Consider the following 17,976-nt stretch of genomic DNA (forward strand, 5'->3'; position numbering starts at 1 on the left):
GTGCGGACGATCACGTCCACGCCACGGCGATGATCACGTTGAGAATGCCCAGACCACCGGCGACGTGGGCGAGCGTCGCGGTCGAGCCGGGATTCTGCTTCTCCTTCCTCAGGCCGATGAACGCCACGACGAGCACGGCGAGGGCGACCAGCAGCTTGATGCCGATCTTCATGTGGTTCACCTCGACGACGTCCTGCGCCTCCCGCAGACCGACCAGGGCCAGACCCGTCACGACCTGCAGGATGGCGCCGTGCAGCATGCCGGCGACGACGCGCGGTTCCTTGATGACCGCGAGCCACGAACCGATGATGCCCGCGAGGCCGATGAAGTGCAGGATGAGGAAGATCTTGATGGCGATGTCCATGGGCGCAATCCGACCATTCGGGACGGGGACTGTCCAGTTAGGTGACGCTCATGGTGTGCCCCGGATCACGCCTGGTCGCGGTACCAGTCGAGCAGGTCGGGTTCGTCGATCGCGGTGCGGTCGACGACGCGGCCGGGATCGGCTCCCTGCAGGATCCGTTTGAGGGGAACCTCGAGCTTCTTACCGGTGCGGGTGTGCGGCACCCCGGGCGCGGCGACGACCTCGTCGGGCACGTGCCGGGGCGAGGCGTGCTCGCGCACGGCCGCACGGATCCGTTCCTTCAGGTCGTCGGTGAGCGTGACGCCCTCGGCGAGGACGACGAACAGCGGCATGCGGTACGTGCCGTCGGGTTGTTCGATGCCGAGGACGAGCGACTCGACGACCTCGGGCAGGTTCTCCACGGCCTGGTAGATATCGGCACTGCCCATCCGCACACCGTGGCGGTTGAGGGTGGAGTCGGACCTGCCGTGCATCTCGAAGGTTCCGCGCTCGGTGATCGTGATCCAGTCGCCGTGGCGCCACACACCCGGATAGACGGAGAAGTACGCATCGCGGTAGCGACTGCCGTCCGGGTCGTTCCAGAACCGCACGGGCATGGACGGCATGGGGACGGTCACGACGAGTTCGCCGACCTCTCCGCGCACCGGCCGCCCCGTTTCGTCGAAGGCGTCGACCGCCACGCCGAGGCAGGGCACCGAGATCTCTCCCGGCCACACGGGCACCGTGGGGACGGCGCCGACGAAGGCCGTCACGACGTCGGTCCCGCCGGAGATCGACATCACCTGCACGTGCTCGCCGGCGTTGTCCGACAGCCACGCCGACGACGAGGCGGGCAGCGTCGACCCGGTGACCCCGACGCCGCGGAGGGCCGACAGATCGTGGTCGTCCTGCGGGACGACACCGGCCTTGATGCAGGCCAGCACATAGCCGGGGCTCGTCCCGAGCACCGTGACGTTCTCCTCGGCCGCGATCCGCCACAGGCGATCGACCTCGGGATGGGACGGGGCGCCGTCGTAGGTGACGACGGTGCATCCCACGAGCAGCCCCGAGAGCAGGAAGTTCCACATCATCCAGCTCGGGCTGGTGTACCAGAGGAAGCGGTCGCCGGGACGGAGGTCGAGGTGCAGCGACAACGCTTTGAGGTGTTCGAGCAGCACACCACCGTGGCCGTGCACCAAGCCTTTCGGTGGGCCGGTGGTGCCGGAGGAGAAGACCACCCACAACGGATGGTCGAAGGGAACGGGTAGGGGTTCGAGAGCGGCGTCGCCGGAGACAGCGTCCCGCCAGTCCAGAACGGTCCCGGTCTGCCCGGACATGTCGAACCCGGACGTGTCGAACGATGTCTCCTCCTCCGACACGACGACCGTCAGGGCGAGGCCGGGCATCGCGGCGCGGAGTACGTCCACCTCGTCGACGCGGTCGTGCCGCCGTCCTGCGTAGCGGTATCCGGTTGCCGTGACGAGTGCTCGTGGTTCGAGTCTGCCCAGACGGTCGATCGCCGCAGGTGCGGCGTAGTCCTGTCCACATCCGGCCCAGACGGCCCCGATGCTCGCCGTGGCGAGCAGGGCGACGATCGCTTCGGGGATGTTGGGCAGGTAGCCGACGACACGATCACCCTCCCCCACCCCGTGCGCGCGGAGCGTCGCGGCGAGCGCGGCCGTCCGGCGTTCGAGTTCGGACCAGCAGACCTCGCGCCGGCGTCCCTCCTCGTCGAGGTGGACGATGGCGGCCTCGTCCGGGGGACGCTCCCGGAAGACGTACTCGGCGAAGTTCAGTCGCGCGCCCGGGAACCACACGGCACCGGGCATGGAGGCGTCGGCCAGAGCCGGGCCGGGGTCGGTGTGGGAGACGACGTCGAAGGCGTCCCACACTGCCTGCCAGAATGCGCCGGGCTCGTCGACGGACCACTGCCACAACGCCCGGTAGCCGGGCAGGTCGAGTCCGTGTCTCTCCTCGACGAACCGGGTGAATCCGGTGACGTTCGCCTGCTCGATGTCGACGTCCGTCGGAGTCCATTGCGGTTCCACCACAGTTCACCTCCCGGTCCGGGACCGTACCTGAACACGGACGAAGGCCCGCCCGGACCGGCCGGGAACCGTCGTGCACGGACGGACTGCCCGTGCACGACGTCCGAGACGTCCGAAATCCGAGACGTCCGAAACGGAGCCTCGCGCGAGGACTCTCGGCTACCGCCGCTCGCGCGTCGCAGACGTGTAGATGAGGGTGAGCACCACAGCGACGGCGATGGAGATGATCCAGCGGATCCAGTCGATGCCGGAGGTGTTCTCGTTCCCCTCGGACGAGATCAGACCCCAGATCCAGTAACCGATCAGCGCACCGATGATGCCGATGACGATGGTGATGAGCATCCCCATCGCCTGCTTACCGGGGATCACCAACCTGGCGAGGATACCGATGACTGCGCCGAAGATGATCGTGCCGATGATCTGTCCCATGGTGAGCCTCTCTGTTCGGCGCCGCACCCGGGGCGGCGCAACCTCGACGACCATGTACCCCATCAGTGTCGATCATGAACCCCTCACACGAGGCGGATTCGACGTGCCTGTCGAGTGAACATCCTTCTCCGGCAGGGCCGTGGTCTCACCGGCCCCCGTCCGCTCGTGTCGCCTCGAGCAAGGCGATCGCCTGCTCGCGCATCTCCACCTTGCGGACCTTCCCGGTCACCGTCATCGGGAACTCCTCGACCACGTGCACATAGCGCGGGATCTTGTAGTGGGCGAGCTTGCCGGTGCAGAACGTCCGGAGCGAATCGGCGTCGAGCGGTTCGGCGCCCTCGCGCATCCGGATCCACGCCATGAGTTCCTCGCCGTACTTCGTGTCGGGCACGCCGACGACCTGGGCGTCGAGGATGTCCGGGTGGGTGTAGAGGAATTCCTCGATCTCGCGGGGGTAGATGTTCTCCCCACCCCGGATGACCATGTCCTTGATCCGGCCGGTCACCGAGACGTACCCGTCCTCGTCCATGACGCCGATGTCGCCGGTGTGCATCCATCGGGCCGCGTCGATCGCCTCGGCGGTCTTGTCGGGCTGATCCCAGTAGCCGAGCATCACCGAGTAACCGCGGGTGCATAGTTCGCCGGGTTCGCCGCGCGGCACCGTCAGTCCGGTGACGGGGTCGACGACCTTCACCTCGAGATGCGGGCCGACACGACCGACGGTGCTCACGCGCCGCTCGATGCTGTCGTCGCTGCGGGTCTGCGTCGAGACCGGGGAGGTCTCGGTCATGCCGTAGCAGATGGAGACCTCGCTCATGCCCATCCGGTCGATCACCTGCTTCATCACCTCCACCGGACACGGTGATCCCGCCATGATTCCGGTCCGCAGACTCGACAGGTCGTAGTTGTCGAATCCGGGGTCGGCCAGTTCGGCGATGAACATCGTCGGCACGCCGTACAGCGACGTGCACTTCTCCTCGGCGACCGCACCGAGCGTCGCAGCGGGGTCGAATCCCGGCGCCGGCAACACGATGGTCGCGCCGTGACTCGTGCACGCGAGGTTGCCCATAGTCATCCCGAAGCAGTGGTACAGCGGGACGGGGATGCAGACCCGGTCGCGTTCGGTGTAGTGGCACAGCTCGCCGACGAAGAAACCGTTGTTGAGCACGTTGTGGTGACTGAGGGTGGCGCCCTTGGGGAAACCGGTGGTGCCCGAGGTGTACTGGATGTTGATCGGATCGTCGGGCGACAACGAGGCCTGGGCCGCGTCGAGCGGTGCCCGGTCCTCGGTGAGCGCGGCGCGGCCGGAGTCGACGAGTTCGTCCCACCGCGGCGAGTCGAGCAGGACGACGTCCTCGAGATCGGGGCAGTTGGGCCGGACGGTCTCGATCATCTGCGCGTAGTCGGAGGTCTTGAACGTCGGGGCGGACACCAGCATCCGCACACCGGCCTGCTCGAGGACGTACTGCAGCTCGTGCGAGCGGTAGGCGGGGTTGATGTTGACGAGGATCGCCCCGATCTTCGCGGTCGCGTACTGCACGAGCACCCACTGCCAGCAGTTGGGTGCCCAGATTCCGACGCGGTCACCCTTGGTGATGCCCGCCCGCAGCATACCGAGCGCGAGCACGTCGATGTCCGCGACGAATTCGGTGTAACTCCAGCGCTTTCCGGCGGCAGAATCGACGAGCGCCTCACGGTCGCCGAAGCGGGCGGCGGTGCGGTCGAGGTTGTCGCCGATGGTGTCGCCGAGCAGCGGGACGTCCCAGGCACCCTGGGTGTAGCTGGGCAGACGGTCGACGTCGAGGCCGGACATCGCATTCTCCTTCACGAGGCGGGGAAACGGCTGTGGTGGCGGTCGTCGGGCTGCTGCCGGACGACCGCCACCGGGGGTGGATCGGTGGGGCGGTGGATCAGAGGGCCCGGTCGCGGGTCTCCACGAGCGCCGCGGTGCAGACCAGGCTCACGAGGCCGATTCCGGCCAGCATGATCCCGATCGCGATACCGCCGTAGGAGGCGGCGAGCGGTGCGGCGATCATCGGCGGGATGGCGCCGCCGAGGACACCGGCGAAGTTGTAGCCCAGACCGGCACCGGTGTAGCGGTAGCGGGTCGCGAACATCTCGGGCAGCAGTGCTCCGCACGGCCCGTAGGCGATACCGAAGATCGCGAGGGTGATCATCATTCCGAGCACGAACGCAATCGGTGAGCCGGTGTCGAGGAGCGGGAACAACACCAGTGCCCAGACCACGGAGAAGGCGCACGAGACCATGATGACCTTCTTGCGCCCGAAGCGGTCGGAATACAGCGCGGACAGCACGATCGCGAGACCGAAGACGAGCGACGAGGCGATGCCCACCACCAGGACGAACGGCCGGTCGAATCCCAGCTCGGACGTCGCGTAGCTGGTCAGGTAGGCCGTGCCCATGTAGAAGAAGGCGAACATGATGGCCAGCGCGCCGCCGGCAAGGAAGATCTCCTTGGCCTGGTAGCGCAACGCGTCGAGGAAGGGCAGCCGGCGCGGGGCCTCGATCTCGGCGGCCGGGGCACTACGGCGGGCTTCCTGCTCCGCACGAAAGACAGGAGTCTCTTCGATGGCGAGGCGCATGTAGAGGCCGATGCCGACGAGAACGATGCTGAGCAGGAACGGGATCCGCCAGCCGTAGTTCAGGAAGGCGTCGTTGGTGTCGCCGAGGGCGAGACCGGTGAACAGGAAGGTTCCGCTCGACAGGGCGAATGCGATGGCGGGACCGAGCTGCGGGAACATCGCGTACAGACCGCGTTGGCCTGGCGGCGCGTATTCGGCGGTGAGCAGGGTCGCACCGGCCCACTCACCGCCCACTGCGAAGCCCTGGGCGAATCGCAGCAGCACGAGGATGATCGGGGCGGCGACACCGATGGTCTCGGCGCCGGGCAGAAGGCCGATGAGCAGGGTGGAGATACCCATCAGCAGCAGCGTGGAGATCAGCGTCTTCTTGCGTCCGATGCGATCGCCGAAGTGCCCGAACAGCATTGCGCCCACGGGGCGGGCGATGAAGGCGACGGCGAAGGTCGCGAAGGAGGCGACGGTACCTGCGGTCGATCCGAGCGCGGGGAAGAAGACCGTCGGGAAGACGAGCGCTGCGGCGGTGCCGTAGATGAAGAAGTCGTAGAACTCGATCGTCGTGCCCATGCAGCTGGCGACGGCGACGCGCCGGATACCGGGCCCTTCCTTCGAGGGGCCCGCGTGGCGGGGTGTGGATGGATCGGGACGCGAACGTCCCACCGGTCCGGCGACGGGGGGTTCGGCAGCCCCCGGGGTCGACACACTGGTCACGTGAGTCCTCCGTTGTCCGTTCGAACCGCGGGCGTGATCGCCTCGGCGGATGAACGAAACGTAGTGATGCCGGTCACCCCCACACCACCCCCGAAAGGGGGGTGGAGGTGACCGGCATCACATAGTGCGCCGAACGAACGAAATTGTCAGCGGCCGGCGGCGCCCGCGATCTCCTGGCGCATCTCGCCCCACACGGAGGCGTAGGAGTCGATGTTGGCGGCCGTGGCCCACGCCAGCGAGCCGCCCTTGATCTTCTCCAGGGCCTCGGCGAACAGGTCCTGGTAGCGCGACAGGCGCGGCACGAACGCCGACACGTCGTCGAACAGACTCTGCGCCCGGCGGTCGAGGTCGATGAGGCCGTCGACGAATCCGTCGGCGTCCGCGTTCTCGAGGAGCGTGTTCAGCTCCTCGTCGAGCGGGAGGAACTGGTCGTAGAGCTCCGAGATCGAATCCTCGTCGATGGAGACCCGTTCGGCATCGAGCTGATCGTTCAGCTCGGAGGTGCCCTTGTCGGTGAGGCTGATGCCGCCGCCGTTCTCCGACGCCTTGCCCTGTTCGAGGAGCGCGGCCACCGCAGCCTGGCCGGCCGCCACCGACACACCGAGGTGCGCGGCGATCACCTCGGCAGTGACCTGCTTCTTCAGGCGCACCGTCTGCAGCAGTGCCAGTTCGTCCACGTTGCCTGCGAAGGCCATGCCCACTCCTCGTCGCACCCGCCGGGCGCCCACGTCGTCGTCCGGAATCCGGACGGATTCCGTCCCGATTCTGACGCACACCGGCAACCGGCAGGCGAGTCACCCTCCTCCCGATGGGATCACGCAGATGGGATCACGGGGACAGGCCGGGTACCGGGCACGCGTCGGCGGCCTCGGCGACCACGGTGGGCACATCGGACACGGCGGGCTCCACGCCGGCCTCCCGGTCCCGCCCGGTGAGTGGCCGGTGGGCTTCCAGGAGAGCCATTTCGTCGGAAGTGAACGCGCGCCCCCTACTGAGGAACCGCACCCCTTCCGGACTCTCGAGGCTGAACCCGGAGCCGCGCCCGGGCACCACGTCGAGGACGAGACAGGTGTGCTTCCACGCCTCGAACTGCGAACCGGAGATCCACACCGGCACGGCGTCCGCGCCGACCGGCGGATCGGAGCGGGTCTCCCCTGCCCCGAGGCGCAGGTCGAGGACTCCGAGGAGCACGTCGCAGTCGCCGACGACGAAATCGCCGTCGGGATAACACATCGGCGCGGAGCCGTCGCAGCATCCGCCGGACTGATGCATCATGAGCGGTCCGTTGCGCTGCGCGAGGCGGCGCAGCAGGGCGACGGCATCGACGGTCGCCACGATTCGCGGGACGGTCACAGGCCTGCCTTTCCGTTGGGGTGCACGGTGTTCCGAGCGTATGGCAACGGCGCCTGCCACGCCGTGCGGACGTGACAGGCGCCGAAGTTCGGATCAGAAGAAGCCCTGTGCCTTGGGGGCGTAGGACACCAGGAGGTTCTTCGTCTGCTGGTAGTGGTCGAGCATCATGTGGTGGTTCTCGCGGCCGATGCCGGACTGCTTGTAACCACCGAAGGCCGCGTGCGCGGGGTACTGGTGGTAGGTGTTCGTCCACACCCGGCCGGCCTGGATGGCGCGACCGGCACGGTAGGCGACGCCACCGTCGCGGGACCACACACCGGCACCGAGACCGTAGAGGGTGTCGTTGGCGATCGAGATCGCATCGTCGAAATCGCTGAAGGACGTCACGGACACGACCGGGCCGAAGATCTCCTCCTGGAAGATACGCATCTTGTTGTTGCCCTGGAAGATCGTCGGCTGCACGTAGTAGCCGCCCGAGAGGTCGCCGCCGAGATCGGCGCGCTCACCACCGGTGATGACCTTGGCACCCTCGCTCTTGCCGATCTCGATGTACGACAGGATCTTCTCGAGCTGGTCGTTCGAGGCCTGAGCGCCGATCATCGTGTCGGTGTCGAGCGGATCGCCCTGGCGGACGGCCTTGGTGCGGACCGCGGCGAGCGAGAGGAAGTCGTCGAAGATGTCCTGCTGGATCAGCGCACGCGACGGGCACGTGCACACCTCACCCTGGTTGAGGGCGAACATCGTGAAGCCTTCGAGCGCCTTGTCCTGGTAGTCGTCGTTCGCCGACAGCACGTCGGAGAAGAAGATGTTCGGGCTCTTGCCACCGAGTTCGAGGGTGACCGGGATCAGGTTCTGCGAGGCGTACTGCATGATCAGCCGGCCGGTGGTGGTCTCACCGGTGAACGCGATCTTGCGGATGCGCGGGCTCGACGCGAGCGGCTTGCCCGCCTCCACACCGAAACCGTTGACGATGTTGACCACGCCGGGCGGCAGCAGGTCGCCGATGATCGAGATCAGGTGCAGGATCGACGCCGGTGTCTGCTCGGCGGGCTTGAGGACCACCGCGTTGCCGGCGGCCAGGGCCGGCGCGAGCTTCCACACGGCCATGAGGATCGGGAAGTTCCACGGGATGATCTGGCCGACGACGCCGAGCGGCTCGTGGAAGTGGTAGGCGACCGTCTCGGAGTTGATCTCGGAGATCGAACCCTCCTGCGCGCGGATGGCTCCCGCGAAGTAGCGGAAGTGGTCGATCGCGAGCGGGATGTCGGCGTTGAGGGTCTCGCGGATGGGCTTGCCGTTGTCCCACGACTCGGCGAGGGCGATCGACTCGAGGTTCTCCTCGATGCGGTCGGCGATCTTGTTGAGGATCACCGCGCGTTCGGCGGGCGAGGTCTTCCCCCAGGCCGGCGCGGCGGCGTGGGCTGCGTCGAGCGCGAGTTCGATGTCTTCCTCGGTGCCGCGAGCGACCTCGGTGAACACCTGGCCGGTGACGGGGGTGACGTTCTCGAAGTACTCCCCCTTCACCGGGGGCACCCACTGACCGCCGATCCAGTTGTCGTACCGGGACTGGAAGGACATGTGGGCGTCGGGCGAACCGGGGCGGGCGTACACGGTCATGTGCATCTCCTGCAGCGTCGAGCGGTCGGTATGTGATCCGAAACACTACGAACGCGAGGGTTGCAACTACGTTGCGAGCTGCCTGTCCAATCGGGTCAATGTGGCGTCGACCTGCGCGAAGCGGGGTGACCGGGGATCGATCGATGCCCGGTAGGCCGCCCAGGCGGTGATGTCCTCGCGGCCGTGGACGGACGCGGTCCATTGCGCGAGCAGATGCTCCTCGCCGCAGCGCAACAGCGCCGCCCGCACGCCCGAGCAGAGTTCGTCGCGGATCTCCTCGATGCCCGGCGCCACCGATCCGGGCAGGATCTCCCCGATACAGAGGCGGACCGCCGAGGCCACGTCGCCGCGGTCGAGTGCGCGGCGCACGTCCGCGACATCGGTGTCGAGCGTGGTGAGCAGCCGATAGGGCCGCGATCCGAGGTGTTCGGCCCCGAGCACCTTGCGCAGGCGCGACATCTCGGCGCGGATGGTCACCGAGTCGAGTTCGTTCTCGTCGAGCAGCATCGCGAGCCGGTCGGAGCTCAGGCCCTCGGGGTGATCGGCGAGGATCAGCAGGATCTCGGCGTGCCGGCGGGACAGGCCGACGCGTTCGCCTCCGCGGTGCAGGGCGGGCCGCCCGGCGCCGATCGTCTCGATGCGCGGCGTCGCCGACGGGAACAACGGGCGGCCGCTCAGGGCATGCAACCGCAGTTCGGCCTCCGCCGCCGCGACCGTCGCGCGGACGAGTTGCAGGACCTCGGGCGCGGCGACGCGGTGCCCACCGGTGATGTCGATGGCACCGAGGACCCGGCCGCTGGTGGGGTCGTGCACGGGAGCGGCCGAACAACTCCATTCGTGCACCGTGCGGTTGAAATGCTCGGCGCCGAAGATCTGCACCGAATGATCCACGGCGAGAGCCGTTCCCGGAGCGTTCGTGCCGACGCGGTCCTCACTCCAGTCGGCCCCTTCGACGAAACTCATCGACAGGGCGCGGTCGCGCGCGGCGTGATCGCCCTCGACCCACAGCAGCCGTCCCTGTCCGTCGGTGATGGCGACGAGCAGTCCACTGTCGTCGGCGTCCTCGACGAGGAGCTTGCGCACCACCGGGCGGATCAGCGACATGGGGTGGCCGGCGCGGTACTCCTCGAGGTCGTGCCCGGAGAGCAGTGCGGGTTGTTCGACGACGTCGGGATCGATGCCGCGCTGCAGGCTCCGGCTCCACGAGTCGCGGACCACCGAGCGCACCCCGTCGAGCCGATCCTTGCCGCGGGCGGAGACGAACGTGCCGTGCGCGCGCAGTACCGCACGTGCGTGCGCGGCCACGTCCGCTCCCGGGTCGAGTGCCACCCAGGGGTTGGTCGTCACGATTCCACGATCCGTCATGTACCGGCGCCTCCTCCCCCCACACTGTAGTCGGGATCACACCGTGTGCGGCAGGGCATCCCTCGCGGTCGCGGCGACGCGGTGGGCGAGCATCACCGCGGTGGCGTGCGGCCCACGGCTGGGGACCTGCGGAAACACCGAGGTGTCGACGACGCTCAACCCCTCGATCCCGCGCACGCGGCACCACTCGTCGACCACGGCGTGCTCGTCGTCGCCCATCCGGCACGTGCCGGACAGGTGCAGGGACGTTCCGAGCCTGCCGCCGCGCGCGTCCACGCTGCCGGCCTCGACGACGCCGGTGGTCGCGGCGAGGAGGTCGGCGGCGAGCCGGACACCCTCCTCCAGAGCTTGCCGGTCGGCCGGGTCGGTCAGGTATCGATAGTCGAGCAGAGGTGGACGTCGCGGGTCACGTTCGTCGAGCACGATGCGTCCGCGACTGCGTGGGCGCGTCAGGACGACGCCGAGCACCGGATCGGCGACACCGCTGCCGGGGATCGCCGCACCGAATGCCGCGGTGTACGGGCGCAGTTCGAGGTTCTCGGTGTGCAGGACCGTCTCGAGCAGCAGCGTGTGCGACGGGAGGCCCGGGCGGAATCGGTACGGGACGGCGAACTCCGGATGGTCGGAGAAATCGCGGCCCACCCCGGGAAGGTCGTGCAGCGGATCGACGCCGAGCCGGCGCAGTTCGTCGGCCGGTCCGATCCCGGAGAGCATCAGCAACTGCGGGGACCTCACTGCGCCTGCGGCGACGATCACGTGTCCGGCCGAGATAGTTCGTGGTCCGTCGGGTCCGGCGATCTCGACACCCACCGCGCGACCGCCCGCCATCACGACTCGAGTCGCGCTCACCCCGCCGGCGACCGTCAGATTCGGCCGGTCCAGGACGGGTGCCAGGTACGCGAGGAACGGACCCACTCTCGTGCCGTCGCGCATGTTCGACGGAACCGCACCCACCCCGTCGGGTCCGGGAGCGTTGAGGTCGGCGACCGGTGCGAATCCCGCACTTTCGGAGGCGTCGACGAAGGCACGCGAGAGCGGATGCATCCGTTCGCGCGGCACCCTGGCGACCGGTATCGGGCCGGAACTTCCGTGCAGGTCGCCGGGGACATCCGTGTCGGTCTCGACGGCCCGGAAGGACGGCAGCACCTCCTCGTACGACCACGAGGCGGGCCACGACGCGAAGTCGTCCGGCCGCGCACGCACGAAGTACGCGCCGTTGACCGCGCCGGAGCCCCCGAGCACCCGGCCCCGCGTCACGGTCGCCTGGACGTCCGAGGTCAACCGTCCGGGAAAGTCCGCCGTCCACGGGCTCTCCGGACCAACCGGAAGGACGGCAGCGTCACGGATCTCGCGCGGAACAGCGGACGCCGACCCGAACGCCGTGCCCTCCTCGAGCAGCAGCACGGTGCGGTCCGGATCGTCGCTGAGCCCGGCGGCGAGAACGCAGCCACAACTTCCCCCGCCGACGATCACCACATCGGCGTGCGCCGGGATCATGTCACTTCCGGATGTCGGGTACGAGCGCGGCCGCCGTGCGGGCGTCGAGCGCACCCTTCCACAGCCCCGCGCCGTAGGCGAGGTCGTCGAGGCGCTTGTAGAGCAGGTACCGGACGGGATCGAGGCCGCCGCTCTCGCGGTGCGTCTTCCAGTCCCAGATGCCTTCGGCCACAGCGCAAGCCAGAACCGCCCGCCGAACCTTGCGGGAGAACACCGCTGCGACGACCGTGACCGGCCAGTAGTGCCGGCACACCGCCGACGCCACCTGCCACAGACCACCGGCGAATCCCTGGGCGGTGAGCAGCGCGGCGATGCGGTCGGGCCGGTCGAGTTCGGAGAACATCCGCCGCAACCGCACGAAGGTGACCACCTGGGTCAGCACCGCTGCGATCACCCCGACGCGGGTGAAGGTCGCGATCGCGACGCACGCGAGGAGCGTCCAGATCGACATCACCATCGGTGGGACGGAACCCGGATGCCGCTCGGCGAGCGGAGCCGCACCGGTTCCGTAGAATGCCTTGCGCGTCAACCACGTCCGGAAGCGGGTGCGATGGTCGTGCGCGACCCGCGAGATGGGCTCGTACCGCAACCGCCACCCCGAGGTCTGCAGTCGCCGGCACAGATCGACGTCCTCGGCCACGTGCATCGTCTCGTCGAAACCACCGCAGGCGACGAGCGCGTCGCGACGGACGAGCAGCGCCGCGCTCGGCACGTACGAGACGGGACCACCCGCGACCACAGCGGATTCCCGGCTGCCGAGGTCGAGCGACGAGCGTGCGTGCTCGTACTTCGCGAGCGCGCTGCTGTCGGGTTCGAGGGCCACGACGCGCGGCGCGACGAGTGCGACCGCAGGATCGGTGAAGTGCCCCAGTGATCGTTCGAGCCAGCCCAGCTGCGGCACCACATCGGAATCGAGGAAGGCGACGAATTCCGTTGCCACCTGCTGCAATCCGGTGTTGCGGGCCGCCGCCGGCCCGCGTGCGGTCTCGTGCCGGATCACCCGGACGCGACCACGTTCCGGCGCCTCGACCGGTTTCTCGGAACCGTCGTCGACGACCACGACCTCGTGCCCTTCGACAGCGGCGAGGAGACGGGCGAGGCCGGACGGATTGTCCTTGACCGGGACGACGACGGTGACGGCGGAACTCGGCGGCAGCTTCGTCGGCCGGGGGTTTCCGATGCCCGAGTCGAGCAGGCGTCGCGCGACCGCGGCGCTCTGCGCGTCCACCACCTCGACGAAGTCCTCGTCGATCATCGCTACGGCGGCGGGGGCAAGTGTGAGCATGCGCGTGGGCGATCCTCCGACGAGGACGCGTCCTCCGGCGAAGCTGCGCACCCGCGCGTCGATGCGCACACCGAAACCGTCGGGGAGCCGGGTCGCCGAGGGCTGCGCCGCCTCCGGGGACGTCGCCTGTGGAGTGATCGCCCGACTCACCGAAGCCTTCCTTCCGTTCCCGGCTGCCACCGGGCGACCTGTGCACTCGCCCGCTCGACCAGACTCGCGAACAGGCGCGCGCCGAGTTCTGCGGTGGCCTCCGTGGGGTCTCCCAGCACTCCGTTCGCGGACACCGAGACGATACCGGCTTCGCGCAGTCGTGGCATCAGTGCTCCGATCGGTTCCGTTGCGCCGACCGCGGCCCGCGTCATGTCGACCGCCCCGGGCGCCAGGTGCAGCAGCAGACTCGTCTCGGTGACACCGGCGTGGGCATCGGATCCGGGCACCGCGCACGGAAGCCAGGCAGCGTCGCGGCCTTCGTATCGCAGGAGGCTCACCGCCTCGATCAGCGGATAGGCGTTGCCGCCGTGCCCGTTGACGAAGACGACCCGCTTCGCCCATCGGCACACCGACCTGCCGTATTCGACGATCAGCGCCTTCGTCACCTCGGCTCCGATCGAGACGGTGCCGGCGAAACCTTCGTGTTCCCCGCTGGCTCCGTAGGGCAGGGGTGGCGCGAGGACCACCTCGGGCAGCTCGGCGGCGACAGCAGTCGCGATCCGGGTGTCGGTGTCGAGGGGAAGGTGTGGGCCGTGTTGTTCGAACGCACCGATCGGGACGGCCACCGTCACCCGGTCGGGTTCGATGTCCGTCCAACAGGCGTCGGCGAGCTCCCGCATCACCGCTCCGATGCTAAGGGTTTCGCGGGCGTGCACGAAACCCGGAGGTCTCGGTGGGTCCGCCCGGACGCCGAGATCCGGTCGGTACGCTTTCCCGGTGCTGATCGAACCTCGTCCGCTGGACGATCCGGACGTGCAGGACCTCATCGGCGAGGTCCAACTCGAATACGTGCGGAGGTACGGCGGACCCGACGACACCGAACTGGCGCCGCACGAATTCGACCCTCCGCGCGGGGTGTTCCTCCTGGCGGTGGCCGACGGGGTTCCGGCCGGGATCGGCGGCTGGCGTGCACCGGAGCATGCTCATCGAGGGGTGCGCGACGATGATGCCGAGATCAAGCGGATGTACGTGCGGGCGAGCATGCGGCGACGTGGTGTGGCAGCACGGGTGCTGGGTGCGCTGGAGCGCACGGCGACCGATGCCGGTCGCCGTCGCATGATCCTCGAGACGGGCAGCGAGCAACCCGAGGCGATCGCGCTGTACGCGAAGGCCGGGTACGTGCCGATGACCGAGCGCTTCGGGCTCTACGCAGAATCACCGACGGCGATGTACTACTGCAAGGAACTGCCCCCGATCCGTCCGGCGACCGACGACGACCTGCCGGTGCTGCAGGAGATCGAACGCGCGGCGGGCAAGCCCTTCGCCGAGATCGGGATGGCGTTCGTCGCCGACGACGATCCTCCGTCCGTCGAGGAGTTGCGCGCTCACCGGGACGCGGGCCGCTGCTGGGCGTGGTTCGACGAGCAGGGACGAGCGGTCGCGTATCTCGTGGCCGACCTCGTCGACAACGGTGTCCACATCGAGCAGGTGTCGGTGCATCCCGATCACGCGCGTCGCGGGATCGGCCGCAAGCTGATCGACCATGTCGCGGGGTGGGCTCGGGACGCCGGGTTCGGATCGCTGACGCTGACCACCTACCGCGACGTGCCGTGGAACGGCCCGTACTACGCCCGTCTCGGCTTTCACACGGTCGCGGACGATGCCCTCTCCCCAGTTCTCACCCGGATCCGCGCGGAGGAACGGAAGCACGGCCTCGACCGTTGGCCGCGCATCGTCATGCGCCGCGGGCTGGAGGCGTAGGAGCCAGGTCCCTGGCGGCCCGCTCCCCCTCGACGATCGCGGCGTGCAGGCGGCGTGGCGTCACCGCGTCGCCCACACGGATCACTCTCGTGCCGGATGCCGAAAGCTCCTGCCACAGCTCGTCGACGGGATCCTGATGGGTGGCGACGACGACCGCGTCCACCGCGAGCGTCGCCGGTTCGCCGGTCGCGTGGTGGATCAGGGTGACCTCGGCGCCGTCCGGCAGGTCCACGACACCGCCGACGGCGACGCCGGTGAGTCGCTCGATCCGCTTGTCGTGGGCGCGGCGCAACCAGCCGTCGAGCTCGAGCGTCAGGCCGAGGTCCTGGCCCACGCGCATTCCCGGCGTGCACACTGTCACCGCACTCCCCCGGTCGGCCAGTAGTTCGGCGACCGAGGTCGCCTGGTGGAAACCGAGATCGTCGACGACGAGGACGCGGCCGGAGGGTGCGGTGCGACCGGTGAGCACGTCGCGCACGTCGCTCACCCGCGCCGACGAACCCGCCCAGGCGGGCCGGTGTGGGCGCGCGCCCGTCGCGACGACCACGACGTCGGGCGCGAGCGCGTGCAGCGTCGCGGCATCGGCGGTCACACCGGTACGCACCTCCACTCCCCTGCGGCGGCACTCGGCGTCGAGGTGGGTCACCGCACCGAGCAGTTCGGCACGGTGCGGGGCTGCAGCCGCCTCACGGATCTGGCCGCCGGTGCACCGGTTCCGTTCGAGCAAGGTGACCGAATGTCCTTCTCCGGCAGCCGTTACCGCCGCCTGCAGGCCCGCGGGTCCGCCGCCGACGATGACGACCCGGTGCGGTACGGCGGGCGCGGCAGGAGCGTCGGATTCGTACCCGGCCTGGGGATTGACCGCGCACGCGATGGGACGGTTGAGCCCGACCCGTCCGATGCATTCCTGGTTGCAGCCGGTGCACGGCCGTATCTCGTCGTCGCGGCCGGAGAGAGTCTTGTTCGTGAAGTCCGGGTCGGCGATCTGAGCACGCACGGCACCGACCAGATCGCACACTCCGTCGGCGAGCGCGGCACCGACCTGTTCGGGTCGGGTGAAGCGCCCGACCCCGACGACCGGCAGCGACACCGCTGCCCGGATCGCGTCGGGGACGAACAGGGAATAACCGTGCGGGGTGGACATCGGCGCTTCGACCAGATGCAGCGTCTCGGTCGCGACGCCCACGGACGTGTTGAGGTAGTCGACGTCGCCGCTCGCCTCGAGCATCCGCGCGACCTGCACGGCGTCGTCGATACCGACACCGCCGTCGGTGCCGTCGTGACCCGTCAGTCGCACGCCCACGACACGGTCGCGCCCGACGGCCGCCCGTACCGCGGACACGACCTCGAGCAGCAGACGGGCCCGCCCGGCGAGATCCCCGCCGTAGCGGTCCGTGCGACGGTTCGTCGCGGATGCGAGAAAAGCGCGCAGGACGGATGCCTGGGAGCACTGGATCTCGACACCGTCGAAGCCGCCCTCGGCACAGCGGCGGGCGACGTCGGCGTAGCCCGCGACGAGTTCGGCGATGTCGGATTCCGTCATCACGCGTGGGACCTCGCGGAAGAGCGGGTCGGGTTCGGGGCTCGGCGCCCACAGCGGTTGCCCCGTGTACATCGAGGTGCCCTGCGCGCCGTTGTGGTTGAGCTGCGCGAGGATCCGCGTGCCGTGTCGGTGGACGGCGTCGGTGAGGCGGCGGTAACCGGTGACGATGTCCGGGTCCCAGCCCCGGATCAGTTTCTCGTAGGGCCGGTCCGAGGGGTGCACGGTGTGCTCCTCGGTGACGATCATGGACGCGCCGCCTCGTGCTCTGGCTTCGTAGTACGCGATGTGGCGGTCGGTGACGGTGCCGTCGACCGAGAAGTTGGTCAGGTGCGCCGGGAAGACGATGCGGTTGCGCAGGGTGACCGGACCGATCCGCAACGACGCGTGCGGAACGGTGCCGGTCGCCGTGCGCGTCACCGTCAGACCTTCGAGTTGCCCTGGTCGATGGCCATCTGGCTGCCGGTGATCGTGGAGGCCCGATCGCTCGCGAGGAACAACACGGTCTCCGAGATGTCGTCGGGGTCGGCCGCAGGCTTCTCGGTGAGGATGGGGACGAAGTTCGGTCCCCACGACGGGTTCTTCTCGAACAGCTTCAGGACGCTGACGTCGGTGCCCATCGGGGTGTTCACGCCGTAGGGGTGGATGGAGTTGACCCGGATACGGTACGGGCCGAGTTCCTTCGCCGCTGCCTGCGTGATACCGACGAGGCCGAATTTCGCTGCCGCGTAGTTGATCTGGCCTGGCATCGCCTTGAGGCCCGCCACCGAGCTGACGACGATGATCGATCCGCCGTTCCCGGCCTCGATCATCGCGGGGGCAGCGGCCTTGAGGGTCTTGAAGACACCGGTGAGGTTGATGTCGATCAGCTCTTCGAACTGGTCGTCGGGCATTTCCCAGAAGCGGTTCCAGCTGCAGATGCCGGCATTGGCGACCACCACGTCGAGTCGCCCGAACTGGGCGACGCCCTCGTCGACGACGGCCTTCAGTGCGGCGCTGTCGCGCACGTCCGCGACACGGGCGAGGATCTTCCCGCCGGCCTGCTCCACGAGGCGGACCGTCTCGTGGAAGTCGTCCTCGGTGGCCTGCTCGTAGGTCACGTACTCCGATACCGGGGCCGCGATGTCGACGCCGATGACGGACGCGCCCTCACGCGCGAACCGGATGGCGTGGTTGCGGCCCTGCCCGCGCGCGATCCCGGTGATGAAGACGACCTTGCCGTCGAAATCTCCCATGTCGGCCCTTCCGTAGACCCAAATTAGAACGCGTTTCAGTGT

The 17,976-nt window shown here is 68.8% G+C and carries 15 protein-coding genes; 1 reads left to right on the plus strand and 14 read right to left on the minus strand.

The genetic code is table 11. The annotated features are described in order from the left end of the window. Positions 1-10 precede the first annotated feature (10 nt). From KXC42_RS17520 to mftE, 12 genes are all read right to left on the minus strand, one after another. A complete protein-coding gene (locus KXC42_RS17520) occupies positions 11-364 on the minus strand; it encodes a hypothetical protein (protein WP_006553525.1) in 354 nt (117 codons plus the stop codon). Between the two features lie 65 nt (positions 365-429). Beyond that, positions 430-2,391, minus strand: coding sequence for an acetoacetate--CoA ligase (locus tag KXC42_RS17525; protein ID WP_219129327.1), 1,962 nt, complete (start codon positions 2,389-2,391; stop codon positions 430-432). Positions 2,392-2,550: 159 nt separating this feature from the next. Then, a complete protein-coding gene (locus tag KXC42_RS17530) occupies positions 2,551-2,820 on the minus strand; it encodes a GlsB/YeaQ/YmgE family stress response membrane protein (protein ID WP_016932945.1) in 270 nt (89 codons plus the stop codon). 145 nt (positions 2,821-2,965) lie between these two features. After that, entirely contained in the window at positions 2,966-4,633 is a 1,668-nt protein-coding gene (locus KXC42_RS17535) for an AMP-binding protein (RefSeq protein ID WP_006553528.1), read from the minus strand. 97 nt (positions 4,634-4,730) lie between these two features. Then, positions 4,731-6,131, minus strand: coding sequence for an MFS transporter (locus KXC42_RS17540; RefSeq protein ID WP_006553529.1), 1,401 nt, complete (start codon positions 6,129-6,131; stop codon positions 4,731-4,733). Positions 6,132-6,277: 146 nt separating this feature from the next. Further along, complete coding sequence (locus tag KXC42_RS17545) at positions 6,278-6,826, minus strand: hypothetical protein (protein WP_006553530.1); 549 nt, start codon at positions 6,824-6,826, stop codon at positions 6,278-6,280. A 133-nt stretch (positions 6,827-6,959) separates the two neighbouring features. Then, positions 6,960-7,484 carry a DUF779 domain-containing protein gene (locus KXC42_RS17550; RefSeq protein WP_006553531.1) on the minus strand — a complete coding sequence of 175 codons (525 nt, stop codon included), beginning with the start codon at positions 7,482-7,484 and terminating at the stop codon, positions 6,960-6,962. A 93-nt stretch (positions 7,485-7,577) separates the two neighbouring features. Further along, a complete protein-coding gene (adh, locus tag KXC42_RS17555) occupies positions 7,578-9,101 on the minus strand; it encodes an aldehyde dehydrogenase (RefSeq protein WP_006553532.1) in 1,524 nt (507 codons plus the stop codon). 66 nt (positions 9,102-9,167) lie between these two features. Next, positions 9,168-10,466, minus strand: a complete 1,299-nt coding sequence (locus KXC42_RS17560) for a GAF domain-containing protein (protein ID WP_219129328.1) — start codon at positions 10,464-10,466, stop codon at positions 9,168-9,170. A 36-nt stretch (positions 10,467-10,502) separates the two neighbouring features. Continuing rightward, entirely contained in the window at positions 10,503-11,963 is a 1,461-nt protein-coding gene (mftG, locus tag KXC42_RS17565) for a mycofactocin system GMC family oxidoreductase MftG (protein WP_219129329.1), read from the minus strand. A 1-nt stretch (position 11,964) separates the two neighbouring features. Continuing rightward, complete coding sequence (gene mftF, locus KXC42_RS17570) at positions 11,965-13,398, minus strand: mycofactocin biosynthesis glycosyltransferase MftF (RefSeq protein ID WP_064060471.1); 1,434 nt, start codon at positions 13,396-13,398, stop codon at positions 11,965-11,967. After that, positions 13,395-14,078 carry a mycofactocin biosynthesis peptidyl-dipeptidase MftE gene (mftE, locus tag KXC42_RS17575; protein WP_019291273.1) on the minus strand — a complete coding sequence of 228 codons (684 nt, stop codon included), beginning with the start codon at positions 14,076-14,078 and terminating at the stop codon, positions 13,395-13,397. Before mftE ends, mftF begins: the two co-directional genes overlap by 4 nt. Before the next feature lie 97 nt (positions 14,079-14,175). Here mftE and KXC42_RS17580 point away from each other — a divergent pair, with 97 nt between their 5' ends. After that, on the plus strand, positions 14,176-15,159 hold the full coding sequence (locus KXC42_RS17580; RefSeq protein WP_064060470.1) for a GNAT family N-acetyltransferase: 984 nt from the start codon (positions 14,176-14,178) through the stop codon (positions 15,157-15,159). Here KXC42_RS17580 and KXC42_RS17585 read toward each other — a convergent pair. Then, on the minus strand, positions 15,134-17,119 hold the full coding sequence (locus KXC42_RS17585; protein WP_139192945.1) for a mycofactocin system FadH/OYE family oxidoreductase 2: 1,986 nt from the start codon (positions 17,117-17,119) through the stop codon (positions 15,134-15,136). The genes KXC42_RS17580 and KXC42_RS17585 overlap by 26 nt on opposite strands. Before the next feature lie 2 nt (positions 17,120-17,121). Next, positions 17,122-17,934 (minus strand): mycofactocin-coupled SDR family oxidoreductase, encoded by an 813-nt coding sequence (locus tag KXC42_RS17590; protein ID WP_039585332.1) that lies wholly within the window; start codon positions 17,932-17,934, stop codon positions 17,122-17,124. Positions 17,935-17,976 lie beyond the last annotated feature (42 nt).

Origin of the sequence: Rhodococcus sp. LW-XY12 (assembly GCF_019317345.1) — a bacterium.
Lineage (GTDB): Bacteria > Actinomycetota > Actinomycetes > Mycobacteriales > Mycobacteriaceae > Rhodococcus > Rhodococcus pyridinivorans.